Origin of the sequence: Pseudomonas sp. KU26590, assembly GCF_026153515.1 — a bacterium.
GTDB lineage: Bacteria > Pseudomonadota > Gammaproteobacteria > Pseudomonadales > Pseudomonadaceae > Aquipseudomonas.
The window spans coordinates 4,611,124-4,636,961 of record NZ_CP110644.1 but is presented as its reverse complement, the minus strand read 5'-3'; the positions used below and the strand labels follow the sequence as shown (position 1 = coordinate 4,636,961).

The 25,838-nt window shown below is 57.2% G+C and carries 20 protein-coding genes and 1 pseudogene; 12 read left to right on the top strand and 9 right to left on the bottom strand.

Annotated features, from left to right (window positions below):
• Positions 1-106: 106 nt before the first annotated feature.
• The 3 genes from OKW98_RS20645 to OKW98_RS20635 form a co-directional block, all read right to left on the bottom strand.
• Positions 107-751 carry a TetR family transcriptional regulator gene (locus OKW98_RS20645; RefSeq protein ID WP_416147474.1) on the bottom strand — a complete coding sequence of 215 codons (645 nt, stop codon included), beginning with the start codon at positions 749-751 and terminating at the stop codon, positions 107-109.
• A 5-nt stretch (positions 752-756) separates the two neighbouring features.
• Positions 757-2,100, bottom strand: a complete 1,344-nt coding sequence (gene pssA / locus OKW98_RS20640; protein ID WP_265386436.1) for a CDP-diacylglycerol--serine O-phosphatidyltransferase — start codon at positions 2,098-2,100, stop codon at positions 757-759.
• Between the two features lie 136 nt (positions 2,101-2,236).
• Positions 2,237-3,241: an NADP-dependent oxidoreductase gene (locus OKW98_RS20635; RefSeq protein WP_265386435.1), complete on the bottom strand. Its 1,005-nt coding sequence runs from the start codon at positions 3,239-3,241 to the stop codon at positions 2,237-2,239.
• Positions 3,242-3,492: 251 nt separating this feature from the next.
• On the opposite strand from OKW98_RS20635, the gene OKW98_RS20630 reads away from it, so the two are divergent.
• The 9 genes from OKW98_RS20630 (at position 3,493) to OKW98_RS20590 (ending at position 13,772) form a co-directional block, all read left to right on the top strand.
• Positions 3,493-4,254, top strand: a complete 762-nt coding sequence (locus OKW98_RS20630) for an SDR family oxidoreductase (RefSeq protein WP_265386434.1) — start codon at positions 3,493-3,495, stop codon at positions 4,252-4,254.
• A 520-nt stretch (positions 4,255-4,774) separates the two neighbouring features.
• Complete coding sequence (locus OKW98_RS20625; protein ID WP_265386433.1) at positions 4,775-6,259, top strand: mechanosensitive ion channel family protein; 1,485 nt, start codon at positions 4,775-4,777, stop codon at positions 6,257-6,259.
• Between the two features lie 312 nt (positions 6,260-6,571).
• Complete coding sequence (locus tag OKW98_RS20620; RefSeq protein ID WP_265386432.1) at positions 6,572-8,002, top strand: glutamate decarboxylase; 1,431 nt, start codon at positions 6,572-6,574, stop codon at positions 8,000-8,002.
• Between the two features lie 56 nt (positions 8,003-8,058).
• Entirely contained in the window at positions 8,059-9,771 is a 1,713-nt protein-coding gene (locus OKW98_RS20615; protein ID WP_265386431.1) for an aspartate:alanine exchanger family transporter, read from the top strand.
• Between the two features lie 563 nt (positions 9,772-10,334).
• Positions 10,335-11,126, top strand: a complete 792-nt coding sequence (gene sseB, locus OKW98_RS20610; protein ID WP_265386430.1) for an enhanced serine sensitivity protein SseB — start codon at positions 10,335-10,337, stop codon at positions 11,124-11,126.
• Positions 11,123-11,731: a hypothetical protein gene (locus tag OKW98_RS20605; RefSeq protein ID WP_265386429.1), complete on the top strand. Its 609-nt coding sequence runs from the start codon at positions 11,123-11,125 to the stop codon at positions 11,729-11,731. Before sseB ends, OKW98_RS20605 begins: the two co-directional genes overlap by 4 nt.
• Positions 11,732-11,961: 230 nt before the next feature.
• Positions 11,962-12,336, top strand: coding sequence for a hypothetical protein (locus OKW98_RS20600; protein ID WP_265386428.1), 375 nt, complete (start codon positions 11,962-11,964; stop codon positions 12,334-12,336).
• A gap of 140 nt (positions 12,337-12,476) precedes the next feature.
• Positions 12,477-12,911 (top strand): GNAT family N-acetyltransferase, encoded by a 435-nt coding sequence (locus OKW98_RS20595; protein ID WP_265386427.1) that lies wholly within the window; start codon positions 12,477-12,479, stop codon positions 12,909-12,911.
• Between the two features lie 141 nt (positions 12,912-13,052).
• On the top strand, positions 13,053-13,772 hold the full coding sequence (locus tag OKW98_RS20590) for a hypothetical protein (RefSeq protein ID WP_265386426.1): 720 nt from the start codon (positions 13,053-13,055) through the stop codon (positions 13,770-13,772).
• A 51-nt stretch (positions 13,773-13,823) separates the two neighbouring features.
• Here the strand turns inward: OKW98_RS20590 and OKW98_RS20585 are convergent, their stop codons facing one another.
• From OKW98_RS20585 to OKW98_RS20560, 6 genes are all read right to left on the bottom strand, one after another.
• Positions 13,824-15,563, bottom strand: a complete 1,740-nt coding sequence (locus OKW98_RS20585; protein WP_265386425.1) for a hypothetical protein — start codon at positions 15,561-15,563, stop codon at positions 13,824-13,826.
• Between the two features lie 355 nt (positions 15,564-15,918).
• Positions 15,919-16,638 carry a hypothetical protein gene (locus OKW98_RS20580; protein ID WP_265386424.1) on the bottom strand — a complete coding sequence of 240 codons (720 nt, stop codon included), beginning with the start codon at positions 16,636-16,638 and terminating at the stop codon, positions 15,919-15,921.
• Positions 16,639-17,055: 417 nt separating this feature from the next.
• Complete coding sequence (locus OKW98_RS20575; protein ID WP_265386423.1) at positions 17,056-17,724, bottom strand: KilA-N domain-containing protein; 669 nt, start codon at positions 17,722-17,724, stop codon at positions 17,056-17,058.
• 292 nt (positions 17,725-18,016) lie between these two features.
• Positions 18,017-18,976, bottom strand: coding sequence for a hypothetical protein (locus tag OKW98_RS20570; protein WP_265386422.1), 960 nt, complete (start codon positions 18,974-18,976; stop codon positions 18,017-18,019).
• A 22-nt stretch (positions 18,977-18,998) separates the two neighbouring features.
• Positions 18,999-20,078, bottom strand: coding sequence for a phospholipase D family protein (locus tag OKW98_RS20565; RefSeq protein ID WP_265386421.1), 1,080 nt, complete (start codon positions 20,076-20,078; stop codon positions 18,999-19,001).
• Positions 20,079-20,200: 122 nt separating this feature from the next.
• Positions 20,201-21,670 carry a hypothetical protein gene (locus tag OKW98_RS20560; RefSeq protein WP_265386420.1) on the bottom strand — a complete coding sequence of 490 codons (1,470 nt, stop codon included), beginning with the start codon at positions 21,668-21,670 and terminating at the stop codon, positions 20,201-20,203.
• Between the two features lie 641 nt (positions 21,671-22,311).
• Here OKW98_RS20560 and OKW98_RS20555 point away from each other — a divergent pair.
• The 3 genes and pseudogenes from OKW98_RS20555 (at position 22,312) to OKW98_RS27645 (ending at position 25,377) form a co-directional block, all read left to right on the top strand.
• Positions 22,312-23,241, top strand: a complete 930-nt coding sequence (locus OKW98_RS20555) for a S66 peptidase family protein (protein WP_265386419.1) — start codon at positions 22,312-22,314, stop codon at positions 23,239-23,241.
• Positions 23,242-23,349: 108 nt separating this feature from the next.
• Positions 23,350-24,468 (top strand): annotated as a pseudogene (locus OKW98_RS27650) (HAMP domain-containing protein); the annotation flags it as partial.
• A 27-nt stretch (positions 24,469-24,495) separates the two neighbouring features.
• A complete protein-coding gene (locus OKW98_RS27645) occupies positions 24,496-25,377 on the top strand; it encodes a methyl-accepting chemotaxis protein (RefSeq protein ID WP_416148525.1) in 882 nt (293 codons plus the stop codon).
• Positions 25,378-25,838 lie beyond the last annotated feature (461 nt).

The following is a 25,838-nucleotide window of genomic DNA, read 5'->3' as shown; positions in this document are numbered from 1 at the left end:
GCCTGACCCACCGCATTCGCCAGCAAGCCGGCTCCCACAGGTTATGCGTACGCCGAACACCGCATTCGCGGGCAAGCGCGCTCCTACAAATGCTTCATCGATCAGGCTACTCCGGCAACACCATGACCCCACGCATCACCAGGTCCTGAATAAACGCCAGCCAGTCCGTCCGCTCCCCCTCAGCGGCCATGTCATGACCCAGGAAGGAGGTGAGGGTGTGCAGGTTGGAGTTATAGAAGTAGCACAGCGAGGCGATCATCAAATACACGTGCTTGATGTCGAGGTCCTGCCGAAACAAGCCCTGTGCCTGACCGGCATTGATGATCGGTCTGAGCACGCCGACGGCTTCACCTGACAGACGTCGAAGCTCGCCGGACTGGCGGGCGTGCTTGCCCTTGTGCAGGTTTTCGATGCTGAGGATGGCGACGAATTCCGGGTGGCTGACGTAGTAGTCCCAGACGAACGCCACCAGTTGGCGCAGCGTCTGCACCGGCGTCGACGGGTCCAGGGGCAGCAGGCTTTCGGCGCGGTTGAACTGCTCGTAAGTGTGCTCAAGCACTTTGACGAACAGCTTTTCCTTGCTGCCGAAATAGTAATAAATCATCCGGTCGTTGGATTCGGCCTCGGCGGAGATCTTCTCGATGCGCCCGCCGGAATAGCCATCGCGGGTGAACACCGTGATCGCCGCCTGAAGAATGCGCGCCCGCGTCTGATCCGCCTGTTGCGCACGAACGCCAGTGCTTTTGCCCATGATCGTCAGAGAATCCGGTAGAGCAGGCGCTCGACGCGGACCCGGCTGACCCGGCGCAGAAAGGTGCGCACACCGACCGGGTATTCGCTCAGGGTATCCAACTCGTCGAACTTGCCGACCCGATGGGTATCGCGCATGAGCAGCGCGATTTCCTCGGCGCGCGGCTTTAGCCATTCGCCCTTGGGGTCATCGATCAGCACGGCGTTTTCCAGGTCCAGCTGAAAGGCCCGCGGGTTGAGGTTGTTGCCGGTCAGCAAGGTGTAGCGGTCGTCCGACCACAGGCCCTTGAGGTGATAGGTGTTGTCGCCGTCTTTCCACAGATGGATGTTCAGCTGATGCTTGGCGATCGCCGTCTGATGCTTCTGCATGAAGCGACGCAGGCTGATCTCGTACAGATACGGCAGCGCGGAGATCACCTTGAACGGCTCCTCCGGCGAAATGAAAAAGTCATTGGCAGTCTTGTCGCCGATGATGATGTCGACCTTCACGCCCCGCTTCAGCGCGCGATTGATCTCGCGCTTCACCACCAGCGGCATGTTGAAGTACGGCGTGCACAGCGTCAGTTGCTCATCGGTCGCGGCAATCAGATCGCAGAGGGTTTTGCTCAGCGGGTTCTTGTTGCCGATGCCCAGCAGCGGGATGACGCGCATCTCGCCGTTGTCACGCACGCCATCGTTGACGTCATAACTGGTGCGCTTGAGGTGCTGGCGGAACTGACGAATCTCCCCGCGCAAGCTGCGTGAGCTGGGCGGCGAGGGCAGGTCGAGGCGATGCACGGCGTCGGAAGGCAGAATGTCCTGCTGCACCAAGCGCTGGAATGAGTCCGCCAGGCCTTTGCTCTCGATCAAGTGATAGCGATCAAGCCGGTATTTGCCGAGCTTGTGCAGGTAGACGTTATTGATGCTGGCGCCGCTGTAAATCACGCAATCGTCGATGACGCAGCCCTTGAGGTGCAACACCCCGAACAGCTCGCGGGTTTGCACCGGCACGCCGTACACCGGCACTTCCTGGTCGTGTTCCAGGTTCTGCGCCTGATACCACGCCGAGTTCCCGGCCTGTTTGCCGGCGCCGATCAGGCCCCGTTGGGCGCGGAACCAGTCGACCAGCACCACAACGTCCAGCTCCGGCCGCGCAGCCTTGGCGGCATACAACGCATCGAGCACTTCCTGGCCGGCTTCATCCTGCTGCAGGTACAGGGCGACGATGTAAATCCGCCGGGTGGCGGCGGCAATCTTCGCCAGCAGCGTCTGCCGGTAATCGGCGGCACTCGGCAGAATCGTGATCGCCGTGCCGGAGGATTCAAAACCACGCAGCGCTGCAAGGGTAGAACGTCGGAAAGGAGCCCGCATAAGCCTCTCGATGGGTCGGATCAACAGCGCACGAGCTTACACCAGAGTGCGCCCTCTGGTGGTTTTGGCAGTGTTATCCGAGAGTTGTTCAGCGGATTATCAGCGAGGGTTCACAGGTTGAGCCCACACATTCAGCTCACACCTTCAAGATCAACTTACCGCTGTTTTCGCCCTTGAACAGCATCTGCAACGCTTCGGGGAAGGTTTCCAGGCCCTCGACGATGTGCTCTTTGCTTTTCAGCTTGCCCTGAGCCAGCCAGCCGGCCATTTCCATCCCTGCCTTGGCGAAGTGTTCAGCATGGTCCATCACCACGAAGCCTTCCATGCGCGCGCGGTTGACGAGCAGCGACAGGTAGTTGGCCGGGCCTTTGACCGCTTCCTTGTTGTTGTACTGGCTGATGGCGCCGCAGATCACCACCCGCGCCTTCAACGCCAGGCGGGTAAGGACCGCATCGAGGATGTCGCCGCCGACGTTGTCGAAAAACACGTCCACGCCTTTGGGGCATTCGCGTTTCAGCGCTGCGTGAATGTCCTCGTTCTTGTAGTCGATGGCGCCGTCGAAGCCGAATTCATCGATCAGGGTCTGGCATTTTTCCTTGCCGCCGGCGATGCCGATGACCCGGCAGCCTTTGATTTTGGCGATCTGCCCGGCAATGCTGCCCACCGCGCCGGCCGCGCCGGAAATCACCACAGTCTCACCGGCTTTGGGCTGGCCGACTTCGAGCAGGGCGAAGTAGGCCGACATGCCAGTCATGCCCAGCGCGGCCAGGTACACCGGTAACGGCACGAGTTTGGGGTCGACCTTGTTGAAGCCCTTGGGCTCGCCGACGAAATAATCCTGCACCCCAAGCACGCCCTGAACGTAATCGCCCACGGCGAATTTCGGGTGTTGCGACTCGATCACCTTGCCCGCACCCAACGCGCGCATCACCGCGCCAATCTCGACGGGTGCCATGTAGGACTTGCCTTCGTTCATCCAGCCGCGCATGGCCGGGTCCAGCGACAGGTATTCGCTTTTCACCATTATTTGTCCTGGAGCGAGCTCGGCAACGGGCACGGTCTGGAAGGTGAAATCTTCGCGGCTGGCAGCACCCACCGGGCGGCGGGCGAGGAGGAATTGGCGGTTGTTCAAGGCGGTCATGGCAGGCTCTCGATTATCGACGAAGCGGCAGTGATAGACCGTAAGGGTCCAGACAGCAAGGATTGCCACTGCACCGAATGCCCGCCGATCCATGCGGATGATGGCGCTTGTGGCGGATCATCATCGCCACCAATGGCCCGGCAACCGGCCTCCTGATAGTGCTGACGTTGAGTGTGTCGCGACCGCTAAGCTGCGGCGCATGCCCGGCTTGAGCCGAGCCTTCCATTAATAAGTACAAAAAGGACGATCCCATGAGCATGACGTTTTCCGGCCAGGTCGCGTTGGTCACCGGCGCCGCGGCGGGCATTGGCCGAGCGACTGCGCTGGCGTTCGCCGAACACGGCCTGAAAGTGCTGGCGGTGGATCTGGACCGCGAGGGCGGCGAGGGCACGGCCGAGTTGATTCGTCAGGCGGGCGGTGAAGCGCTGTTTCTGCCGTGTGACGTGACCAAGGACGCTCAGGTGCAGCAGATGATGGCCCAGGCCGTGGACGCTTACGGCCGCGTCGATTACGCCTTCAACAACGCCGGCATCGAAATCGAAAAGGGCCGCCTCGCCGAAGGCAGCGAAGCCGAGTTCGACGCGATCATGGGCGTCAACGTCAAGGGCGTCTGGCTGTGCATGAAATACCAGTTGCCGCTGATGCTGGCCCAGGGTGGCGGGGCGATCGTCAACACCGCGTCGGTCGCCGGGCTGGGCGCGGCGCCGAAGATGAGCATCTACAGCGCCTCCAAGCACGCGGTGATCGGCCTGACCAAATCGGCGGCCATCGAGTACGCCAAAAAGCACATTCGCGTAAACGCCGTGTGCCCGGCGGTGATCGACACCGACATGTTCCGCCGCGCCCACGAAGCCGACCCGCGCAAGGCCGAATTCGCCGCCACCATGCACCCGGTCGGGCGCATCGGCAAAGTCGAAGAAATCGCCGCCGCCGTGCTCTACCTGTGCAGCGACGGCGCCGCGTTCACCACCGGGCACTCACTGGCGGTGGACGGGGGCGTGACGGCGTTCTGATGGGTCCGATCGTCCACCACGCGGTTAACTGACACACCCTCACTCCAAGGAGCCGGCTTGCTGGCGAACCCAGTCTATTGGGCAAAATATCCTTTACTGACCCACCGCATTCGCCAGCAAGCCGGCTCCTACAAATTCATGTACACCGAAGATTTCGGATGTTATCGAGATCAACTGTAGGAGCGCGCTTGCCCGCGAAAAATATCAGCTGCGACATCCAGCCGCCTGACCCCCCGCATTCACCAGCAAGTCGGCTCCTACAAATTCATGTACATCGAAGATTCCGGATGGTGTCGAGATCAATTGTAGGAGCGCGCTTGCCCGCGAAAAATATCAGCTGCGACATCCAGCCGCCTGACCCCCCCGCATTCGCCAGCACGCCGGCCCCTGCAGAGTGGACATCTGCCCACAATCATCCTTCGCCCCGATTCGCTCCACTGTTCCCCCAATGATGTGACCGACACTTCCCTGCAGGGTATTCAGCTAAGCTCCACGGGCTGTCCACCCTCAGGGAACGTTGATGGATCATTTGTGGTTCGCCTATCCGTTGATCAGCGCTGCCGTGCTGCTGGTCATCGACCTCACACTCTGGCAATGGCTGCACCCGCGCTGGCTGCGGCGCAAGCTCGTGTGCCGGCTTGCGCTGTTCGTGCTGTTCAGCATGGCGCTGCTGGATGGCGGGCTCAGTCCGCTGTATCCGGTGCCCGCCGACTGGTCCGTTCCCCGGCATGTGCTCGGCACCATTCTGACCATCGCCTGGTGGCTGTTCGGCGCGCGGACCCTGACCGTGCTCGCCATCGTGGTGATGGAGCCACGGATCGGCGGCAAGGGTCATCTGCTGCAGGACGTCATGGGCGCGATCATCTTCCTCGTCGCATCAGTGGCGGCGGCCGCCTACGTGCTCGACCTGCCGGTCAAAGGACTGCTAGCCACCTCCGGCGCCGTGGCGATCATCCTCGGCCTCGCCGTGCAAAGCACGCTGGGCGACGTGTTCTCCGGCATCGTCCTCAACGCGACCAAGCCGTTCCGGGTGGACGACTGGATTCGCGTCGACGACATCGAAGGCAAGGTCATCGAAATCGACTGGCGCTCCACCCACTTGCTGACGGCCGAGGGCAGCATGGCGGTGATCCCCAACGCCATGGCCGCCAAGACCCGCATCGTCAACTTCAGCCGGCCGGACCATTTCCATTCGGTCACCCTGTCCATTGAGCAGTCCATCCGTCTGCGACCCAGCCTGGTGCTGGACTCCCTGGAGAAAGCGCTGCTGGGCTGCCGTGAATTACTGGCCCAGCCCGCGCCGTCGGCGGTGGTGGTCAAGTCCGGCCTGCGCATCGTCGATTACGAAGTCACCGGCTACGTGAAATCCCGGGATCGGTGTTCAGCGGTACGCAATCAGCTGTTCGACCTGATCCACCGCCAATTGGCGTCCACCGACACCCGCCAGGACCAGCTCCGCCCCGCGACCCGCCAGTCCGCCGTGCTCAATACCGTCAATGCGCTGCGCATGCTCAGCGACGCCGACCGCGCACAACTGGAACAGCACATGCGCCTGGGCGCTTATCCAGCGAAAGACATCGTGCTGGCTGAAGGGGCGGTGCCTGATGCGCTGTTCATTATCGAGTCCGGGGTGGTATCGGCTTCGCTGCAACGGCCGGACGGCTGGCTGGAAGTGGGCCGCATGGGGCCGGGCGAGCTGCTGGGTGAGACGGGTTTTATTGACGCGACGCCGACGGTGGCGCGTTTCTGTGCGTACACCGACTGCATGATTTACCGGATCGACAAGGCTGATCTGGAGCCTTGGCTGGCGGAGCATCCGGAATTAATTGGGGCCTTGGCTGGGCTGGCGAAGTTTCGTGAGAAGGCGCGGGCGGCGATGTTGGAGGCTAAGCCGGTGGTGGCTGATGCCAATGGTTTCATTAGTTGGTTGCGCAAGAATGTGAAGCGATTTGAGGTGACGCGGGGGCAGGGCGCCGATAACGGAAGAGCAAAGAAGAAGGGCTGAAATGCCTGCTGGTTGTTGAGAAGCCGCGTCTGCGAATGCGCATCCAGGAGGCTTTCGCGGCCAGTCCAGGTGCAGATATCTCGGGTGTTAATGATCTTTGTCAATGTACGGGGATAAAAGTCGAGCACCATCGGGCACTGTGAATGCACCGCTGTTTTCCCCCACGCAGGGCGATAGCGGTTAAGTCATTGCTGCTCCACCTGACAGCCGCGGTCTTTTGCAACCCCTCGGTTCGCTCTCTTCCTGACGCAGGCAGATCGATGTTTGTCGATCAACGTCTACGCCATTCCCCTCATTCAAGAGCAGGATTCCATGGCACTTCATAAAACCGTCGAGATTCAAGATCAAGCCATCGAAGACGTTTACTCGAGTGGCTCATCTCAGCATAAATTGCCCAAGTACCGGCTCCCCAATCAGTCAACCACGCCCTCGGCTGCTTACAATCTGGTGCGCGACGAGTTGCTGCTCGACGGCAACTCCCGACAGAACCTGGCGACCTTCTGCACCACCTGGGTCGAGCCGGAGGTCAAGCAGTTGATGGCTGATGCCCTCGACAAAAACATGATCGACAAGGACGAGTACCCACAGACGGCGGAGATCGAAAATCGCTGTGTGCACATCATTGCAGACCTGTGGCATGCCCCGAAATCATGGCAAACCGTAGGCTGTTCAACCACGGGGTCCAGTGAGGCCGCGATGCTCGGCGGCCTGGCCTTGAAGTGGAGCTGGAAAAAACGCAGGGAAGCATCCGGCTTGCCGACTGACAAACCCAATTTCGTGTGCGGTCCGGTACAGATTTGCTGGAAGAAGTTTGCCAGGTATTTCGATGTGGAAATCCGCGAGGTGCCGCTGCGTGGCAACGCGCTGGGACTGCTGCCGGCCGACCTGCGTGAATATTGTGACGAGAACACCATTGGTGTTGTAGCCACGCTAGGCGTGACGTTCACCGGCATCTATGAGCCGGTGGCTGCCCTGGCTGCGGAGTTGGACGCCATGCAACGCGACCTCGGCCTGGATATCCCGATTCATGTTGACGCCGCCAGCGGCGGCTTCATCGCACCGTTTATCCAGCAAGATCTTGTATGGGACTTTGTGATCGAGCGCGTCAAATCCATCAACGCTTCAGGCCACAAATATGGCTTGGCGCCGCTGGGCGTGGGCTGGGTAATCTGGCGCTCCACCGATGACTTGCCGGAAGAGTTGATTTTTTACGTGGACTATCTGGGCGGCAACATGGCGACCTTCGCGCTGAATTTCAGCCGGCCAGGTGGCGAAATCATTGCTCAGTACTACAACTTCCTGCGACTTGGACGCGACGGTTACACGCGCATTCAGCAGGCCTGCTCCGACACCGCGCAGTGGTTGGCGGCAGAAATCCTGAAGTTTCCCTCACTCGAGCTCGTTTACGACGGCAAAGACGGTCTGCCGGCAGTTTGCTACAAGCTTAAGGACGGGATCGACCATGGCTTCACGCTTTATGACCTGTCGGAGCGTGTACGCATGCGCGGCTGGCAGATCGCCTCGTATCCCTTGCCGTCTAATCGCCAAAACACCGTGGTGCAGCGGGTTCTGGTGCGACATGGCGTGAGTCGCGACCTGGTCGCACTGTTGCTGGAGGACCTGCGCAAAGCCCTCACCTACCTGCAAAAGAACCGAGTGGAGCATTCGGACGCGGGACCCAGCTTCAGCCATGGCGCCATAGCGGCTCCGGTGATCCCGGCTGACACCCCAAACGTCGCCTGATTGCACATCAAACTCACCGGGCCTTTGAGGCTCGGTGTCTTAGCGTGACCAGACGGGTGCAAATCGACGTGAATGCTTTCTTTACCTTCCTGCAACACAATCCATACATACTTTTGTTCCTGGTCGTTGGGCTGTCCGTCTGGGTAGGCCGGGGCACGATCAAAGGCTACGGGCTAGGCGCGGTGGCGGGGGCAATTGTCATCGGCTGCGCCATTGCAACCTGGGCGTCGTACTACGGCGTGCATTTCGAGCTGGATAACTTCACCAAAAGCCTTTTCTACTACCTGTTCATGTACGGAGTCGGGCTTCGCGTAGGGCCTTCGTTTATCAACAGCTTGAAAGGTGATGGCCTGAAGTTCACGTTCCTGGCCGTTCTTTCGTCGTTTCTGGGGCTTGGCATCGTGGTGCTAGGCGTTCGCCTGCTGGCCCTTCCAGTTGGCGCGGCGGGTGGCATTCTCGCCGGTTCGCAAACCATGTCTGCCGCTATTGGCTCGGCCGAGCAGGCGATCACCTCAGGGGTCGTAGCCTTGCCCCCCGGCACAACGGCGGCAGCAGCGACGGCGATGATCGCGTTGTCCTATGGCATCACCTATATCTGGGGGACGGTCGGCATCATCCTGATCTGTAAGTACCTGCCACGCTGGTGGCGCGTCGATGCGCGCAAGGCCGCCAAAGACTATGAAGTCGAACACGGTGTGCCCAATGTCGATGACGCAGGGCTCAGCGGTTATCGGCCCTTTGATCTGCGAGCGTACAGGCTGGTGAACAAAGATCTGGCGGGACAAAGCATCGCGCAGTTTCGCGAGCGGTTCGCGCTCTACCAGATCGAGAATGTGGAGCGGGCTGACCAGTTACTGGGTGCCGATCCCGCGTTGGTGCTGCAACTGGGCGACGTGATTGCCCTTGGCGGCAGCCTGGATGCATTGACCGACCACATGGGGCTTATCGGCCCTGAAGTACCAGACGCGCGGGCGCTGAATATACCGCTGGATGAAGCGGTCATCCTGGTGACCCATCACGACGCCATAGGCAAGGCACTGAAGGATTTCAGCCAGTCTCCGATTGCAGGACAAGTCCAGCTGGTGGGTATTGAGCGCGGCGGCGCCCCCATTCCCGTCGGGCTGGAAACGCGCTTGCAGCGACTGGATGTCATGCACCTGATCGGTCTGCGCAGCGCCATTGATAGAGCCACGACGCTGTTGGGCAAAGTAGCCCGGCCAAGTACCGCGACGGATCTGCTGACCCTGTCGTTAGGCATGATACTTGGCCTGTTGATCGGCCTTATTCAAGTGCCGGCATTCGGCGCGGCAGTGGGCCTGGGTAACGCCGGGGGGTTATTGGTCTCGGGGATTATTGTTTCGTCACTGGTGTCGCGGGTTCGATTCTTCGGCAACACCCCCAATGCTGCACGCAATATTCTTGAAGACATGGGACTGATCTTCTTTGTCGCGATTGTCGGCGTGAATGCGGGTGCGAATCTGGTGTCGCAAATCAGCGCAATCATCGCGTTGAAGATCTTTGTGTTGGGCTTCGTCGCCTGCACGATTCCGCCGTTTATCGTCTGGGCGGTGGGTTTTCATGTCTTCAAAATCAACCCGGCCATTCTCATGGGCGGTGTGGCTGGCGCGCGCAGTCATTCCGGACCTGCGCGTGAAGCCGCGAAAGAAATCGACAGCACCGTGCCCTGGATTGGCTTTCCGGTGGCCTATGCCGTGTCTGGCATCCTGCTGACGGTCTTCGGATATTTCGCGATGATTTTGGCGCAGTAAAAAAATCGGGACGGAGCAAAACCCCATATATGTACGCTGCCAAAAGTCCTGCGGATGGCGCTAAAGGCGTCCACGTCCTTTTGCCGAGGACCCCGTGATTCGCAAAAGGAGCGCTTTGGGTCAAAACCCTCCGCCGGTCGCGAACGGCAGCAGTCGGCACAAAGCTGCCGTACCACGCGCATTTGTTACTTGGCGCGTGCTTCATCAGGTAGGCACAGGCGCCCGCGTATTCGCCTCCGGCCCTAAAACGAGTCGTCCACATAGTCTGTAGCGACGGGGTGGGGTTGGGGGTCGCAGGAATGGGGCCAAGCCCTGCGGCCGAATACACCTTGCCAGGGTGAAACGATTTGAACCCCATGCGCTACTTGTAGAGAATTCCCGTCTTTGGTTCTTCGTCCACCATGGCCACGCAGAAGCTCTCCCTGGACGTCCGTTCAGGGTAACTCTTCGCATGATTCAGATTCATTAGCCTACTGTTCTTCCTGTTTTCACAGTCCCGTGAAAAACTACGCGCTGTTTGCGCTCAATTTTCGTCAGTTTTGATGAGGCCACGGATGGATATCATGGACACCCAGCAAGAAAACACCCTCGAAACATCCCTCAGGCTGGCGGCGGATGAACCGGCCCATCGACCTGAGTTTTTCAAGATTCTGTTGGATTCCACTGTCTACGTCCTTGGCACCGCCGGGACTGGCAAAGGCCATGTCACACTCGAAGCGGGCAGCAACATCAGTATCGCGAATTGGCACAGGGCTGACGGCTCACCTGTCATCCCGTTTTTTTCTTCGTTAAAAACGCTGCAAGGATCCATAGATAACGAAGAGTCCTACGTAGAAATCCCGGCCAGATCGCTGTTTGAAATCACACGGGGCGCCCCTCTTTTCCTCAATCCAAAGTCTCCTTACGGGAAAGAGTTTTTGCCGGAGGAAGTGCGCCATCTGCTCTCGGACGGGGTCGGCCAGAAGCCGGCGCAGCGCACGGTTGAAAAAGACACGAACGTGCTGCTCGGGCAGCCGTCGCAATACCCGTCAAGGATGGTCAACTCGCTCACGCAGTTACTCGCCAAACATCGCAACGTAAACCGTGCATTTCTGGCGTTGATGCATGACCCATCGATTGATCAAAAGCCTCATCTCATCATAGGTATTGAAGCGGACGGAGATTTTGAACGGGTCATGCGCGAAGCCGGTACCGTTGCCGGAGATACCGCTCCGGATGGCGAACCCGTTGACCTCTATCGCGTTCAAGAGGGGGGCGCAGGCCTTAGCGATTACTTCCTCAAGGAAACAACGCCTTTCTATGAACGGAAGTCGGCAGGCTGGCTGCGTTCAGTGCTTGGTTTTAGGAAAGGGTGACAGATATCAAGCGCGTGCTAAGCGCAGAGCAGGCCTGTCAAATCGTGCTTGGCCTGTCTGAAGGTGTCATGAGAGATGGCAAACCTGAGCGTTTTGTCATTCAGTCATGTGAGCTTTCCGCCAACGGTGATTACTGGGTTATTCGCAGTAACAGTGAAGATTACGTCGTGCACGGCATGACGGAGTTCTGTTACGTCGGTGTCAACGCGCACTTGATCAACGTCAGCACGGGCGAGCGTGATACCGTCGCCAGTTGCATGAGTGTCGATGAGTATCTGCAAGACAAATACGATCTGGAGGCCGCGGCGGGGAGCAAGTATGTACTGACCCCGGCAATTGACCGAGGCGACAAACCGGCGCTGGTCAATTTGCGTCAAAAACTGCAGTGCACCTACCCGCAAACCCTTTCGTTGCTGACGGGCAAACAACGACATTGGTTGACAGGTAAACGCAGATTTCTTGAAGACGCGCAGCGGCTGCTTCTCGAACAAGCCATAACCACCCAAATCGAGTTAGTGCCTGATGCTGGCGAAGCAGTCGTCATTGGTGTGGACGCCTGGCACATCGAAGCGGTGTTGAGGGCTGTCGGCAAAAGGTTGTGCTGAGCTGACTACAAGAAGCAGTTATATAAAATGCCGAAACCCATTACCGGTAGATGCAGCGGACGCGAAGCCCCGACGCGGTGGGCAGATTTCGGCCCGAAGGAGACGTTCACCACGAACTGTCCAAAGCCGCGCATTAACCAGTGGAGTGCTTAAGGAATTGACGTACGGCGCCGATACTATCGTCAGATTAATAATGCTACTGGCCCGAGCCGTAAACCCAAGGAAGACAAATGCGCAAAACCTACCTCATCGCCGCTCTCATTTCCGTAACTCTTGGCGGATGTACCTCCACCCCCTCTACGCCAACGGCCCAAATCGACTACAGCCGTCAAAGTTACGAAGGCACCAGATTCGAGAAACCGGGAGGGGATTCCTCCTCCCAGCAAGCCATGTTCAAAGCCGATATCAATAGCTGCGAGGCCGAAGCCAGCCGAAATTATCAGGAGTCCATTGCTCGTAGTGCCAAACTGTCGCAACTATACGGTCAAGCGCTGAGTCCTCAAGTGCTTGAGAAAATGAAGCGTCTTCAGGTTGGCGTGTGCATGACAGGTGATAAAGCATCGTCGAGTAAAGGCAAAGGATGGACTGTCGTTCAGCCGGGATGAAGGCGAGAAGTACCTGCGAGCTGGTGAGCGGTACGGGATTGTGGCTGCGAGAGGCAAATGTCGGCCATAAGCAGCCAGTCTAACGCCCATAGGAACGGCACTTGCACGAGATGTTGGTACACCGGACATAAGGAAATGACATGCGGCAATGGCAAACATGCGGCATTCACGAACAGCATCTGAAAGCCGTCTCTGATGGCGTCATAAAACACGGTCAGAACTTGTCCCGCGAGCAGGGCGGCGTCGCGCACCCTATCGCTTGCACGGTGCAGGAAGATGAAATCTTGATAGGCGGCGTCACCGGCCGCACCGAGTTCGGCCGTCTTTTTATCAGTTACCTGTGGGTAGATGCAGCTTGGCGGGGGCGGAAACTCGGCACTGAGCTTTTGCGCCGACTTGAGGCGCTGGCTCTGACGCGTGGCTGCCGGGAAGCACTTATTGAGACCCTCGATGACGGTACGGCTGACTGGTATAAACGCTGCGGTTACCGAATCGTTGCACATCTTCCGCGATACTGCGGGCCGTGGAGTCGCCACACACTTTTGAAAACACTCAATCCCGAGAGTGATGTTTGAGGGGGCGACCCGCCCAAGTCACCTTACCCAGATCAGGCTATTTACTCTCAACGCCCCGGAGCAAAAAGGCTGCACTGTTTGCAGGACGGATGCCTATGCCCTTAGGGTGAACGTACACCCCATTTGAAGACGTGTTGACGTATGAAGTTGGCCCATGAAGGCATTCAAGAGTTTCTAGCTCATGGCATCGTGGTGGGTGATCTTCTATTACCCATGCACTACGCTACATTCGATCGTCTTGATGAATTTCAGGCCGGCTTCCGGACCCACGGGAATACCGGAGAAAACCTGTTATCCGAAGCTGACGGCGGATGGAATCCCGACTGGTATGTCCTCGCGATGACCGGGCTGGATGATCCGGTTTTTATTGCAGCGACCGAAGCCCCGAACGGTTATCCCGTCTATACCGCAGCTCACGGCGCAGGTCGTTGGGATGCAATACAGATCGCACCGAGCCTTATGGCTTTTAGCCGTTTGTTGGAAGTGTTGGCAGCGGTAAGTTATGACACCGTCGAATTCAATCGCCTGATCATGGTCGAGAGCGGCCTCGGGAATCAGTACTGGCGTGAGGTAATCGAGGCGCGTCAGGAAGCAGGGGGGTTGGAGCAGTCGCCGCCCGAAATCGATGCCAATGATCCGGCTGATTTTGAAAGCGGCAACTTGATCGTTATTGCCCCAGGCCTGCACAAGCTCAAGGTCGTTCAGCTAGTCAGCAAAGCACGCGGATTGGCATTGAAAGAAGCGCTGGCACTTGCCGAAGTACCTGGATTCAAGGCCGGAAGCGGCACAAGACTCCAACTGCGTCAGTTGCGCGGCCGGCTGGAGGCCTTGGGCGCAACTGTCGAATTCCAGCCCGACTGACAGCCAAGCGCGGAAGCCCGGGCAGCGCTACAACCTCTTCCGGAGATTCACTTAAGCCGGCGTTTGCGGCGGCGTGTGGTAGACGGATTCGTCATCCGACGAACCCGACGTCGCAGTGTGATAGCTGGCGTCGTCATCCGAGGAATCATCTGCGCGCACCGAGGTTTGAGCCTGGAGCGAGGCAGGTGCCGCCGAAGATGCCGACCCAGGCCGCGCTGCCTCGCTGGAGGGTCCGCCGCTGTTGGTCGGTTGAGCGTGCTCACCCTCGAGACTTGTCCGAGCACTGCCCACCCTAGACTTGATGGAGGAGGGTGCCGAGTTCTCGGCATTCGTGATCCGGTTGCTGGTGAGGCTGGTTCGCGGAAGCGAGTTCGAGTCAGACCCCGCTCGTTGGGACCGTTGACTGGGAGGCCTGCTGACACGGGCTGGCTCTTCGCCGGGAGTCTCCCCGGTAGCCTCGGCCGGATCTTCATGCACGGATTGAGCAGTCTCGGTCGCGTCTGTCGTGGGCTCCGCCGTTTTCTTGCCTTGCGAGCTCAAGTCTCCAACCACTTTGTCTGCAACTGCGACACTGGCGGCGTTGCCGCCGAACACAGCCGCGCCGCCCACTGTATTGACGGCGTGTTTCGCCAATGAACCGAGGGCAGGGTGCTGCTTGCTCAAGGCGTTGACCACAGCGCCTTTACCGGCTTCCAAGCCGGCGAAACCACCGGTCAGTGTGGCGACATTGGCGGCACCGGAAGGGGTGAAGGTAGCTTTGGCGGTTCTCGATATCGCGCCAAGCGGATCGGTTACCAGGGTGCGGCCGGCGTTGGCCAGACGTCCCACTCCATTGGCGAGAGGCGTACGGACGGTTTTCGCGTCCCGCAACGCCTTCAACGCGTCGATCCATTCGGTTTCCTGACTCAGGTCCTGCTTGGGCTCGGCATCTCTGCGTCCCAACAGCAGCGCGGGACCACTGGTGCCTTGCTCGGTGCGCCGACTGTTGGCGAGGTACCCGGTACCGGTACCGGCAGCAAGACCACCCGCGATAGCAAGGGCTGTGTCCACAATGGGCTCGGCCTTCGGATTGATCGCCGCCACTACCGGGCCAACCACCGTCCTGATGCCATTCCGGATCGTGAACGTCTGCGCCTCCTTGGCGTTTTGGATAGCCAGGTTCGCTGTGGTATCGATGGTCTTCAGGGCGACGTTCAACGACTCATGCAGTTTGTCCGCGGGCGCATGCAGGTAGTACGCATCTTCTCGAAGTTTTTTAATGGAAGCGCCGCCGACCTGATCCATCGCTGATGCCGCGGCGAGTGAAATCGTTCCCAGGGCTGCCGCTTTTGCCACCGGGTTTTGTATGTTTGCCCCGATTCCCGTGATCACGGGAATGGCCGCCTGTATCGACGACGCCACCGCAAAAGGCACGCCGCCAGCTGTACCCGACACCATTGAAGCGTTGCGGTCCATTTTCTCGGCTTTTTCCATCAACGTTCCAAGCTCTTGGAACGAGATGTTCTCCTCCATCAGCTTGTTGACTCGGCTCTCGATGATTTGATCGATTTCTTCCCGGTGCCCCGATTCCGGATCCAGACGATCTTTGTAGGGCTGGAACTGACTGCTCACGTAGGTAGTGAGCAAATGCTTCATTTCACGGGCTTGGGTCAGCGCCGCTGCGCTGACCTCACCGGATTGAGGATGACCCTGCCCCACGGAAGCGTGGCCGGTGGCAGCCGTCGAATTTGACCGTTGCTGAAGTTCGATGGAGAGTGAGGAAACGGGGGGTTGCTGGCCAGACACGCGCATGGTGAGGTCCTCTCTGGTTCTGGGGATGCAGCATGACATCGCTGCTAATCAAGGATGGTTTTCCAGAGGGTGTGTGGCTGAATGCGGTGTTCCGGTTCCTGTTGAAACGAAGGTATTTGACGGTTGTGTTTCAGGGTAATGACCTTTTTCTGTCGACAGGGATGCACACGAATGGAGCGCGGTCCAGCGACACTGCCACGTGGGCGAATATGGGAAGCAGGCCATGGCAGCAGCGGAAGTTTACAAGCGGGTCGTTCAGTGTCGTCTTGCACGTGAGGGACGCAGATAAAGAAACGGATTTATTTTCCAGGTAAAAAATCTGCCCCATCATCGTTCCAATTTTGCCTATCCTGCATCACGGTCCGTTCCGTGGTGTTACACCTATACCGAAATCAGGCTCCGTCAACGCTAGACGCCCTCTCGGTGCCACTGTCGTCTGAACTGTCTTGGCTATCTGCAAAAAATCCGGTGAATACTCAAAATCCGAGGATAGAAAAATTACCTCCGAATTGAATTGGTTAAATGCAGTTTTTAAAACTGCCGGCGGATGTCCTCCAACAATCAGTGAAAATTTTATTCCCAGCAGATCGAAGTTGTGAACATAGCAGCCTTTAGTTTTGCCTGCATACGGGATCGAAATAATTCCGTTCAAGGTGGCCGAATTATTTAAAATCACCATTAATCGTACGTCAGCTAGTCCGGCAACCCCTAATAGGAAGCGCCTAAATGCCAATTCGTATTTAACCCCTAGAGCTTTTTTATACGTATCAGTTTGTCTTCCCCAATCCCAAACTTGAGCTCGCCAAAATATGCTCACTGCAAAGTAAAACAGCGCATCTCGAATTTTTTTATCTATTTTTGAAGAATCGTAAATGCTGATTTTTTTTCCAGTAACGATATGCGCTTGTTGTTCAAGCATATCCAGAAGAGGAAATTCGGTGTGCGTAGCCCACAGGTTCCCCATCGCCTTCTCCCCGTTTTTCGAGAAGAGATCCTCACAATTTACACAGAGAAGAAAGCTCGAAATCTGTTTCTCGTTGTAATTCGCAGAGCCCATTCGCGTGTCAATTTTCACGGGTGGATCTCCTCCCTCTCCAAGTGGGTTCCTCACGAATTTGTAGGCTGCTTTCGGAATTAGATGACTATTGATGAGGTTGGCTTCTGATTGACACAGCCGACATTGCATATCCGATCTCCCTAGGCTTGTCTCTTAACTCAAATTAATTACAATTCGGGCGAACCTAACTCTGCATTCACATCCTAAAATTGTTTTCCTTCTCTCTCGGCTCAATCTTCCAATTTGGCGCTGCCGCGTTCTACTCTTTTTTCCAGCCTGTAAAAAACGAGGTCGACCTCGACAGAATGAGGCTGGGTTTATAACGGTCCGTTGCATCATCTCCTTGACTACATGGGAGAGTGAGTTGCGCCCTGTATTTCGGTACCGCTGGGCTCTGGTGAAGGTTGCCTCGCTGAGCGTTCTGCCTATCGGCCATTACAAACGCTGGGCATGAAGCTGCGTACCGGCGTCGCAGAGTTGCGCGTAATACTGGGTTAGGCCGATTTTGCGATCTAGATAGTCTTTCCCCTGACCGAGCAGTAAGACATCGCGATTCTCAAGCAAGGTGATCAGTTCTAGCTCTGCAACCGTCAGTTGGCTACGGTTACGCCCTCGGAATAGCCCTGTCAGAATTTCATTGATTAGCCTCGCCTCATTCATATAGTGGTGCGGTTTTGTTTCCTTCCCGATGACCTGATGATTGATCACCAAGGCTTCACAAAGGCTGCGGTAGCTCATCGAGGCATGGCGGCGCGCCGCCTCCATACCCGCAACGTCCTTCGATAACATCACCTCCATTTGGTCCTCGAACCAGATCTCAAAATCGATCGAAAGCCAGCGCGCGAACTTACCGGCGAGTTTAGGATGCAGCCAAAGTCCGCTCACCTTCTCAGTACCGCGTCGAGTCATTGCCAAATCTCCTAAACTCACATCTTTCTTCCTGGCCAGTCCGTTAATGTACTGTTGGGTTAGATCAAGCCCCAGCCACTCGCGGGGATCTTTGCAGAAACACTCACCGGCATTAGAGGCATTCATCCATCCCTCGAAATCGAAGCTGATCAGCCGATCTGCATATTCATGCGTGAGGATTTTGCGCGCCTTCATGCTGCACCTCCTGATACGAGCTCATCCGCGTCAATTCAATCTCGGACAACTTGGCTTCAATGGTTGTCCCGAGAATGGTTTTAGTCGGAAGGATGCACTGGTCATCGGGGGGCACGATGCGCTGAAGACCGCTTAGCACACAGCCATAAGAAAAAAATAGTAGGAGATGGGTCATTGTCAGGTGCTCCGCGCCGTCAGGATGTCATTGACGATGAGAATGCTGGCACGGTTATCCAACGGCTAAAACTGCCTGACGGGACCGGAAAACTACATATCCGGCCGGTTGTGCGGATTATTTATTAGGATCGGACTTCGAAGGTCTGCCTGCGCGCTTCGCTGAGGCTGGCGCTGCGTCCGCAGATAACCATCTGCCCAACGCTATGTTCGTCGCTGGAAGATGCTCAGAATATTTCCTTTCCAAACTATTACGAACAAGTTGAGCCATTTTTCCAGTCCGGCAATCGGCGAGATCTGGGCTACCCCACAAGGCCCTCGCAAGATTTGCCGCTTCCGCTCTTGCTTGACGGATAGCCGCATTGCGGCGTTCGACATTTGACAATGGGCGTGCAGACACGACGGATGGCGGCAACTGCTTAGAGAGCACCGTCTGTGCCCTGGCCTTGCGAAGCTGATCATTTTCCAGAGTCAGCATCCTTAAGGTCCTTGCGATGGCGGCACTTAGCTCTTCGGCCTGTGACCTAGCCTCCACAAGAGATACAACCTGGGCTTGGAGTTTCTCGATCTCGCGATCGCGTGCATCGATGGCCGGCAGTACACGACTTCGGTCGATCTGAATCCTGAGTCGACGCAGTTCAGCGATCGCAGCTTCTGGCGTTTGATCTTCAAGTTGGGGATAAAGTGGCGTAATACTTGCTTTCAGTGTCCCAGAGGAGCGCAAAGAAATGGTTTGGGCAATGCTTGGTATGAGTGCTATCTGCTCATCTTGGGCAAGCAACCAACCTCGGTTGATGCAGACGTGTTCGGACCGGACGACACCTGCATCTGTCTGTATTAGGACCGAGGCATGCTTGATAACAGCGAGATCAAGATAGGCGCTCAACTGAGCAAAGGTAATGGCGAAGCTAGGGATTGGCTTCCCGTAGGCACGGGAAACAATCAAATCGGCAGAAATGTAGTCGGAGGGCCGGTATGCCTTCATTGCCGTGGCGATAGCAGTGAGAACCATCGGCGCAGTACGCCTCAGGGCGCCAATTGAGAACTCCAGAGGAATGAAATCATCAGGTGTTGGCATCTGCTTGCCTCAAGTGGCCTCGTTAATAGTCCGGCGTAAGCATTGCTAAACTGGCTTGAGCGCTTGATTTCAAATCTCTATCGCCGCTAGCTATCCGCTCTTCCCAATCTAAGAACTCATCAAGGGAAAGACACCTTGCTGTTTCGGGGTCTTGGCCGTTGTATATTTCATCGATCCACGGCTTGAGCCGTCTGGCGAAAACCTTCGAGTCTTCGGCCGAAAGAGACATACCGACAACCGAATCCAACTTACCGAGCATGACTAGTGAGACCTGCTCGCTGGTGACGCTGCTGAGAAATATTCTGTCGAGTTGCGGCACACGAGTCCACGCCCCAAGACGGGTAACTCGCTTCGTCGGCCCGTAACGCATTGCAAGGATGGGAACGTCTCTAGGAAGAGGCTCTTCACTGTCGTCAGGCCAGTCCTCAAAAAAATCCAACTTCACATTTAAGAGCTCTGGGGAATCCGAGCGTCGAGCCTCTTTGTTCGCCAAGCTAGCCTCGACTCGCGCCTGATCGCTAGCGTCCAACCGAAAAATCGCCAAATGGATATCACGGTTCTTGAGACTGGCGGCTGAAGCCTCAACGAGTTTTTTCGCTGATAACGGGCGACTTCCACGATTTTTCATCCATAGATTTTCTGCTATTTTGAGCTTTTCTTCCGTTATTTCTTCACCGTGCATCCACAAATCGTCAAACCACGCCTGCATCTGGAGGCGGAGCGAATTATCACTTATCAGTAGCCCTGCCTCTTGCCACCCCACACATTCGGTGTCTTCAAAACCCAAACCATTGGATGAGATATTCGCTGATCCGACTATTGCAGTTTGCTCACCAATTGCTACCTTTGCATGCAGGTTATCCAACGTTAGCACTTCCAAACCTGGCCGGTCGCAGCTAAGGGCGAGTAAATCGCGAATGACACGGGGATTAGTACCTCCGGTGCCCAGATTGCATAAGATCCTTAAGCTCTCACCTCCCCAAGCTTTCTCCAACAAGTCCTGAGCGCCTTGCCCCCAGAAAGCAACAGCTAGGGAAACGCGACTACCTGTTTGAAGCAGCGACTGAAATTCCTGAAGATAATTTTGGGACGTAAGAAACATCAATTTCCTCGCGACACGTGTCTTGGCGAAAGAATCTATCACAGTATCATTAAGTCGCTGTGGTTTCGACTGCGGCGTGCTTAGGTGGGTGTAGCTCCACCTAAGTTCCAATATTCCAATTATTATACGGTTGGCAACACACCCAATGAGTTCGCGATCGCTTTCACTTTTTCCATCAGCTTTGTTTCCGACTTCATTTTGTCAAGCGGAGCTTTATAGGTTTCAATGATTTGGACAATGTCCAATCCTTGGGGGCTCGTTATTTTTGTCTTCGCAATTTCGACCAGTTCGGCAAATTTTTTCTGCGGTAGTCCAAACTGTAGTTTGCTTGAGATACCCGTTTTCCTGAAAGAAAGTATTGCCAGCAGAGCTTGATCTGGACTGAGCAGGTTAAGCAACCGCTTGTAGATCGGTTCAGCCGCAGCAGTGGTTCCGTGCCCGTTTGTGAGGAACACCTCTACCAAGCCCTCGACATAGTCTTCGACGATAGATGCCGGGATTTCACCCCTTTCGCCAACTAGCGATTCAAGACGCCGAGCAAACGAGGGTTCAATATGGAAATTATTATAGCCCCGATGCGCACTTAGTAACTCCTCCAACGCCGTGCTGATCTCCACCGATCTGATCTCGCTCGGAATGTAACTGGCAGCTCCTACCCCGTCGAGGAATTGTCTGGCCCATGTTGCTTTGGTGGCGTCATTGTTCGCAACGAACTGGCCGTATTTTACACCGAAATTTTTACGCGTTTGTTCGTCGACGAAAGGCCAAAGCTTCGGCGCAAGAAGAACTACGTTGGCACGCGCCAGAGGGACTGAAGAATCATTGGTGTAAATCCCGAACAGACCAGCCATAAGGTTGTTCGCTAGATCATTATTAAGGTTTGTAAAGAAACCACTAACCTGTTGAGCACTTGTGGCATCTAGAGCATGGGCTTTGATGTTCTTGAGCAGCGATTTAATGGTTGTAGTAGCATTTGTTTCCGGAAGAGTAATTACTTCTCTTATGCACGTTTCGAACCACGCTATGAGTTGAAGTCCGGTGATTTGGTTTTGATTTGGATGTGCGGCGCTTGCCCAGTTGCGCATGTAGCGGATGAAGTCTAGGTGTTTATAGCCTAAGCCTGAAATTAGGCCCATTTCTGAGGCCCCACGTACGAGCTCGTTATCATCTAAAAGAGATAAGTCGGCCTCGGTGTTTAATTTTTTGCGTTTATCTATATTTGTTACAGCAAGATCAAAAAAGTACTCGAGATCATATTTAACAATTCTTTTGCGAAGTTCGTGGATGGTTTCATCCCATAAATAGTTTAGCGCGGCGTCAAATAATCCTGAAGCTGCAGCGGCGATGAATTTAGAGATGTACAATGAGTTTTCTTTGTGTTCTGAAGGTAGTAATTCCAATACCACTTCGACGTTGTTGAACACTACAACTCTTTCGTTAACCGGGATAAGTACATTTTGAGTCGGAAGGCCGTGATTTCCTATGAATTTCATCAAACCAGTTTCGAATGCTTGAAGATCTTGTTTATACCCAGCCGCAACGGGTACGGCCGCTGCTGGAGCCATGGGGATTTGATCTGAGGGGTTTGACATCTGGCGCGTCCTTCCGTGGGTGGGTTGCCGTTACGGCGTAGGTGTCAAACTACCATCACGTAAGCCGATTGGAAACCGGGCTAGCCATGGATAGTTTACAAAGCCTCCACCGCCGATACCTGTATCCGATGGATCTCAGGGGCGCCAACGCAGCTTGCCCGGGTGCTTATAACCTTCCATAAAACCACGCCCACTGCAGGCTGTGCAGCCGTCGCCCAGTTCGAGGCGATCACAATATCTTGAGCACTGCGTACCAACTGGTCCATTGGCGGGAGACTGTGAGATTCAGGCGAGTTACCGCTATGGGTCGATAGCTTCCACTCAAATGGCGTTGCAAGGAACTCCGCCCCATACGTCGGCCAAGCAGCTATGAGGCGTTAGTCTCTACCAACTGTCAGTCGAGCAGGCGAGTGTAGAGAGCGTCAGCCACTCCATCGATAACCTCCGCAATAAAGCTGTTTGTCGCAATTTTTAATACATGGCGCGCAGCTTCAATTTCTCAAAATTCACTACAGCGCGCGCTCAAATTCGCAACCACGTCCCCAGTCAATCCTGTCCCGCACATCACCACCCCCCACTAGATTCACTCCCCCCACTGCTCTACATTGCACCATCACCAAACACCCGCCGAGCCGTCAAAAATGCCTGCCTCCCGCCCAACCCTCCACCCACAAGTCCTTCGCGCCGGCGACGCCGTGGCGCTGGTGTCCCCAGCCGGCCCGGTCGCCGAAGCCCGGGTCGAGGCAGCCGTGCGTGAACTCACCGCCTGGGGATTACGCCCCCGCGTCTACCCCCACGCACTGGACAACATTGGGTTCCTTGCAGGCAGCGACGCCAATCGCATTTCCGACCTGAACGACGCCCTGGCCGACCCCGAGATCCGCGCCGTGCTGTGCAACCGTGGCGGCTACGGCGTTCAACGCATCCTCGGGCAACTCGATTACGACGCCGTGCTTCGCGACCCGAAGCTGGTGGTCGGTTTCTCGGACATCACCGCCTTGCACGCCGCACTCTGGACCCACACAGGCCTCGCCACGGTTCACGGCCCAGTCGCCGCGCAGCTTGAGAAGGGCGGCATCTTTGCCAGCACGCTCAAGCATGCATTGATGAGCAACGAGCCTTCCATCATCCATGCCGATCCATCAGAGCCCACCTTCAGCGTGCGCACGTCGGGGGCTGTCGAGGGCGTGTTGCTCGGCGGTAACTTAAGCATGCTGAGCACCTGCATCGGCACGCCGTTCATGCCGGATCTGGAAGGCGCGATTCTGTTGCTCGAAGACGTCGGCGAGCTGGCGTATCGGGTTGACCGCAATCTCACTCACCTGCTCAATTGCGGGATTCTCCAGCGGCTCGGTGGCATCGCGTTGGGTCAGTTCAGCGAGCCCGGTCACGGCAATAATCCGATCCGGCCGCCCGATGTCTTGATCGAGCGCTTGGGCGAGCTGGGCATTCCGGTCTTGGGCGGTCTGTCCATTGGCCACGGTGACCGCAATCTGGCGGTGGCCTTGGGCAGTCGCGCGGTGCTGGATACCGAGGCGGGCACGCTGACGGTGGCTGCGGCCACGCGCTAGTACGACGATGACCGTTCTGGAAGCGACTTCGATCTAGCTATTTGCCATCATTCCGACGTCAACACCTTGTTTTGCCACGTGGGCATTGCGAATCTTCACGGATATTGAATGGCCGCGCGCGGATGGCCTTGCCATGTGCGCCCTCAAGCTGTGGAGCGGAAACTGATGATGTCGGCCGTGAAGACGCGTTTCGCCAATCTGGGGATGGCCAAGAAGCTGGGCATCGGGTTCGTGCTGGTGCTGCTGTTGACGGCGCTGGTCGCGGCCATCGGGGTCTGGTCGTTGCGTTCCATCAGCGCGCATTTCGACAGCCTGAAGGCGATGACCGCGCTCAACAGTGAAGTGGCCCGCGTGCGGCTGCTGGAGCAGGATTACGCCTTGCACGGCGATCCGAAGGTGGTCGATCAGGTTCACGCCGGGCTCGACGGCCTGAATGCCCAGGCGCAGCAGCTCAAAGCCGACGCGCCGATCAACGAGCAGGTGATGGGCCAGGTGCAGCAGGCGCTGGCGGCCTATCGTGCGTCCTTCGACGAATTCGTCAGCATCAGTCAGAGCAAGGACTTGGCGCTGGAAATGGCCAGTTGGTCGGTGTCGAGCGTCGCCAATAACCTTGACGTGTTGCAGGCGGGGCTGGCCGATGATGGTGCCTACACGCTGAAAGATTCCCAGGGCCAGCAGGGTGCGGAGTTCATCGAGCAGGCCGCTCAGGTCAGCCAGGTTGCCAAACTGATGATGCAAGCCATGGACGAGGCCCGGGTGCGCCTCGACAAGAGCCGCAAGACGGGCTCGGGCGAGGAGGTCAAGACCGGCAAGATCGAGCAGGCGGTGCAGGCGCAGGAGCTGGCCGAGACGCTCAAGGGCGTGATCAAGGACGCCGGTTACCTCACGGTGCTGACCGAGGTCGGCGGGCACATCAGTAATTTCAGCGACAAGCTCAACGAATACACCGGGCTGCTGGAGTCGGAAGCGAAGGTCTCGCAACAACTGGCGGGCAACGCCAAAGCCGTGGTGCAGCAGGTCAATCAGGCCTATGACGCGGAGGGCCAGTCGATGCAGAGCGAGTTGCAGGCCAACTCGATGATGATCATCGGCTCTTCCGTGCTGGCGCTGGTGGTCGGGCTGATCGCGGCGCTGGTGATGACACGCCTGATCGTCGCGCCGCTGCGCAGCGTGATTGCCACGGCCCAGCGCATTGCGGCCGGCGACCTGAGCCGGCACGTCAGTGTCACGCGCAAGGACGAAATCGGCCAGTTAATGCAGGCGATGCAGCAGATGGGCGCGGGCTTGAGCACCATCGTCAGCGGGCTGCAGGCGGGCATCGAGCAGTTGGCGACGTCCGCCCATTCCCTGTCGGCCGTGACCGAGCAGACCAATCTGGAAGTCAGCAGCCAGAAGGAAGAAACCGAGCAGGTGGCGACGGCGATGAACCAGATGACCGCCACCGTTCACGACGTTGCACGCAACGCCGAAGAGGCGGCACTCGCCGCACAGACCGCCGACAACAAGGTCGACTCGGGCCAGGCCGTGGTGCGCCAGAGCATGCAGCGGATCGAACAGCTGGCCTCGTCGTCCCGTTCTGCCAGCGATTCGATCGACGCCCTCAGCGCGGAAATCCACAACATCGGCACAGTGCTCGGTGTGATCAAAAGCGTTGCCGAGCAGACCAACCTGCTGGCACTGAACGCCGCCATCGAAGCGGCGCGGGCGGGGGAGCAGGGCAGAGGCTTTGCGGTGGTGGCCGATGAAGTCCGCGCGCTGGCCAAACGCACGCAACAGTCCACCGAAGAAATCGAGCGGCTGGTCACCCGTCTGCAAAGCGGTGCCCAGGCTTCAGTGGCGCAGATTCAGAGCAGTGGCGAGCTGGTCAAACTGGCCGTGAGCGATGCGCTGCAAACCGAGAGCGCGCTGGGCAGCATTGCCGCGGCCGTGTCGATGATTCAGCAGATGAACCAGCAGATTGCCGCAGCGGCCGAAGAGCAGAGTTCGGTGGCGGAAGAGATCAACCGCAGCGTCACCAGCATTCGCGCTAGCGCCGATCAATCCGCGCTGGCGATGCAGGGCAATGCGGCTTCAAGCATCGAGCTGGCGTCGCTGGGGTTGGAATTGAAAGGCATGGTGGGGCATTTCAGGTTGTAACTTCAGGCGTGGTAGACACCTGATCCGACGCAAACTTGTAGGAGCGCGCTTGCCCGCGATTTGCGGTGAGTCAGCTGACATCGATGCAGCGGGTAGATTGCAATCGCGGGCAAGCGCGCTCCTACAGAAGAGTGGCATGCCCGCGATTTGCGGTGAGTCAGCTGACATTGATGCAGCAGGTAGATTGCAATCGCGGGCAAGCGCGCTCCTACAGAAGAGTGGCATGCCCGCTATTGCGGAGAGTCAGCCGACATCGATGCAGCAGGCAGATCGCGTTCGCGGGCAAGCGCGCTCCTACAGAAGAGTGGCTTGCCCGCGATTGCGGTGAGTCAGCTGACATTGATGCAGCAGGCAGATCGCGTTCGCGGGCAAGCGCGCTCCTACAGAAGAGTGGCATGCCCGCTATTGCGGAGAGTCAGCCGACATCGATGCAGCAGGCAGATCGCGTTCGCGGGCAAGCG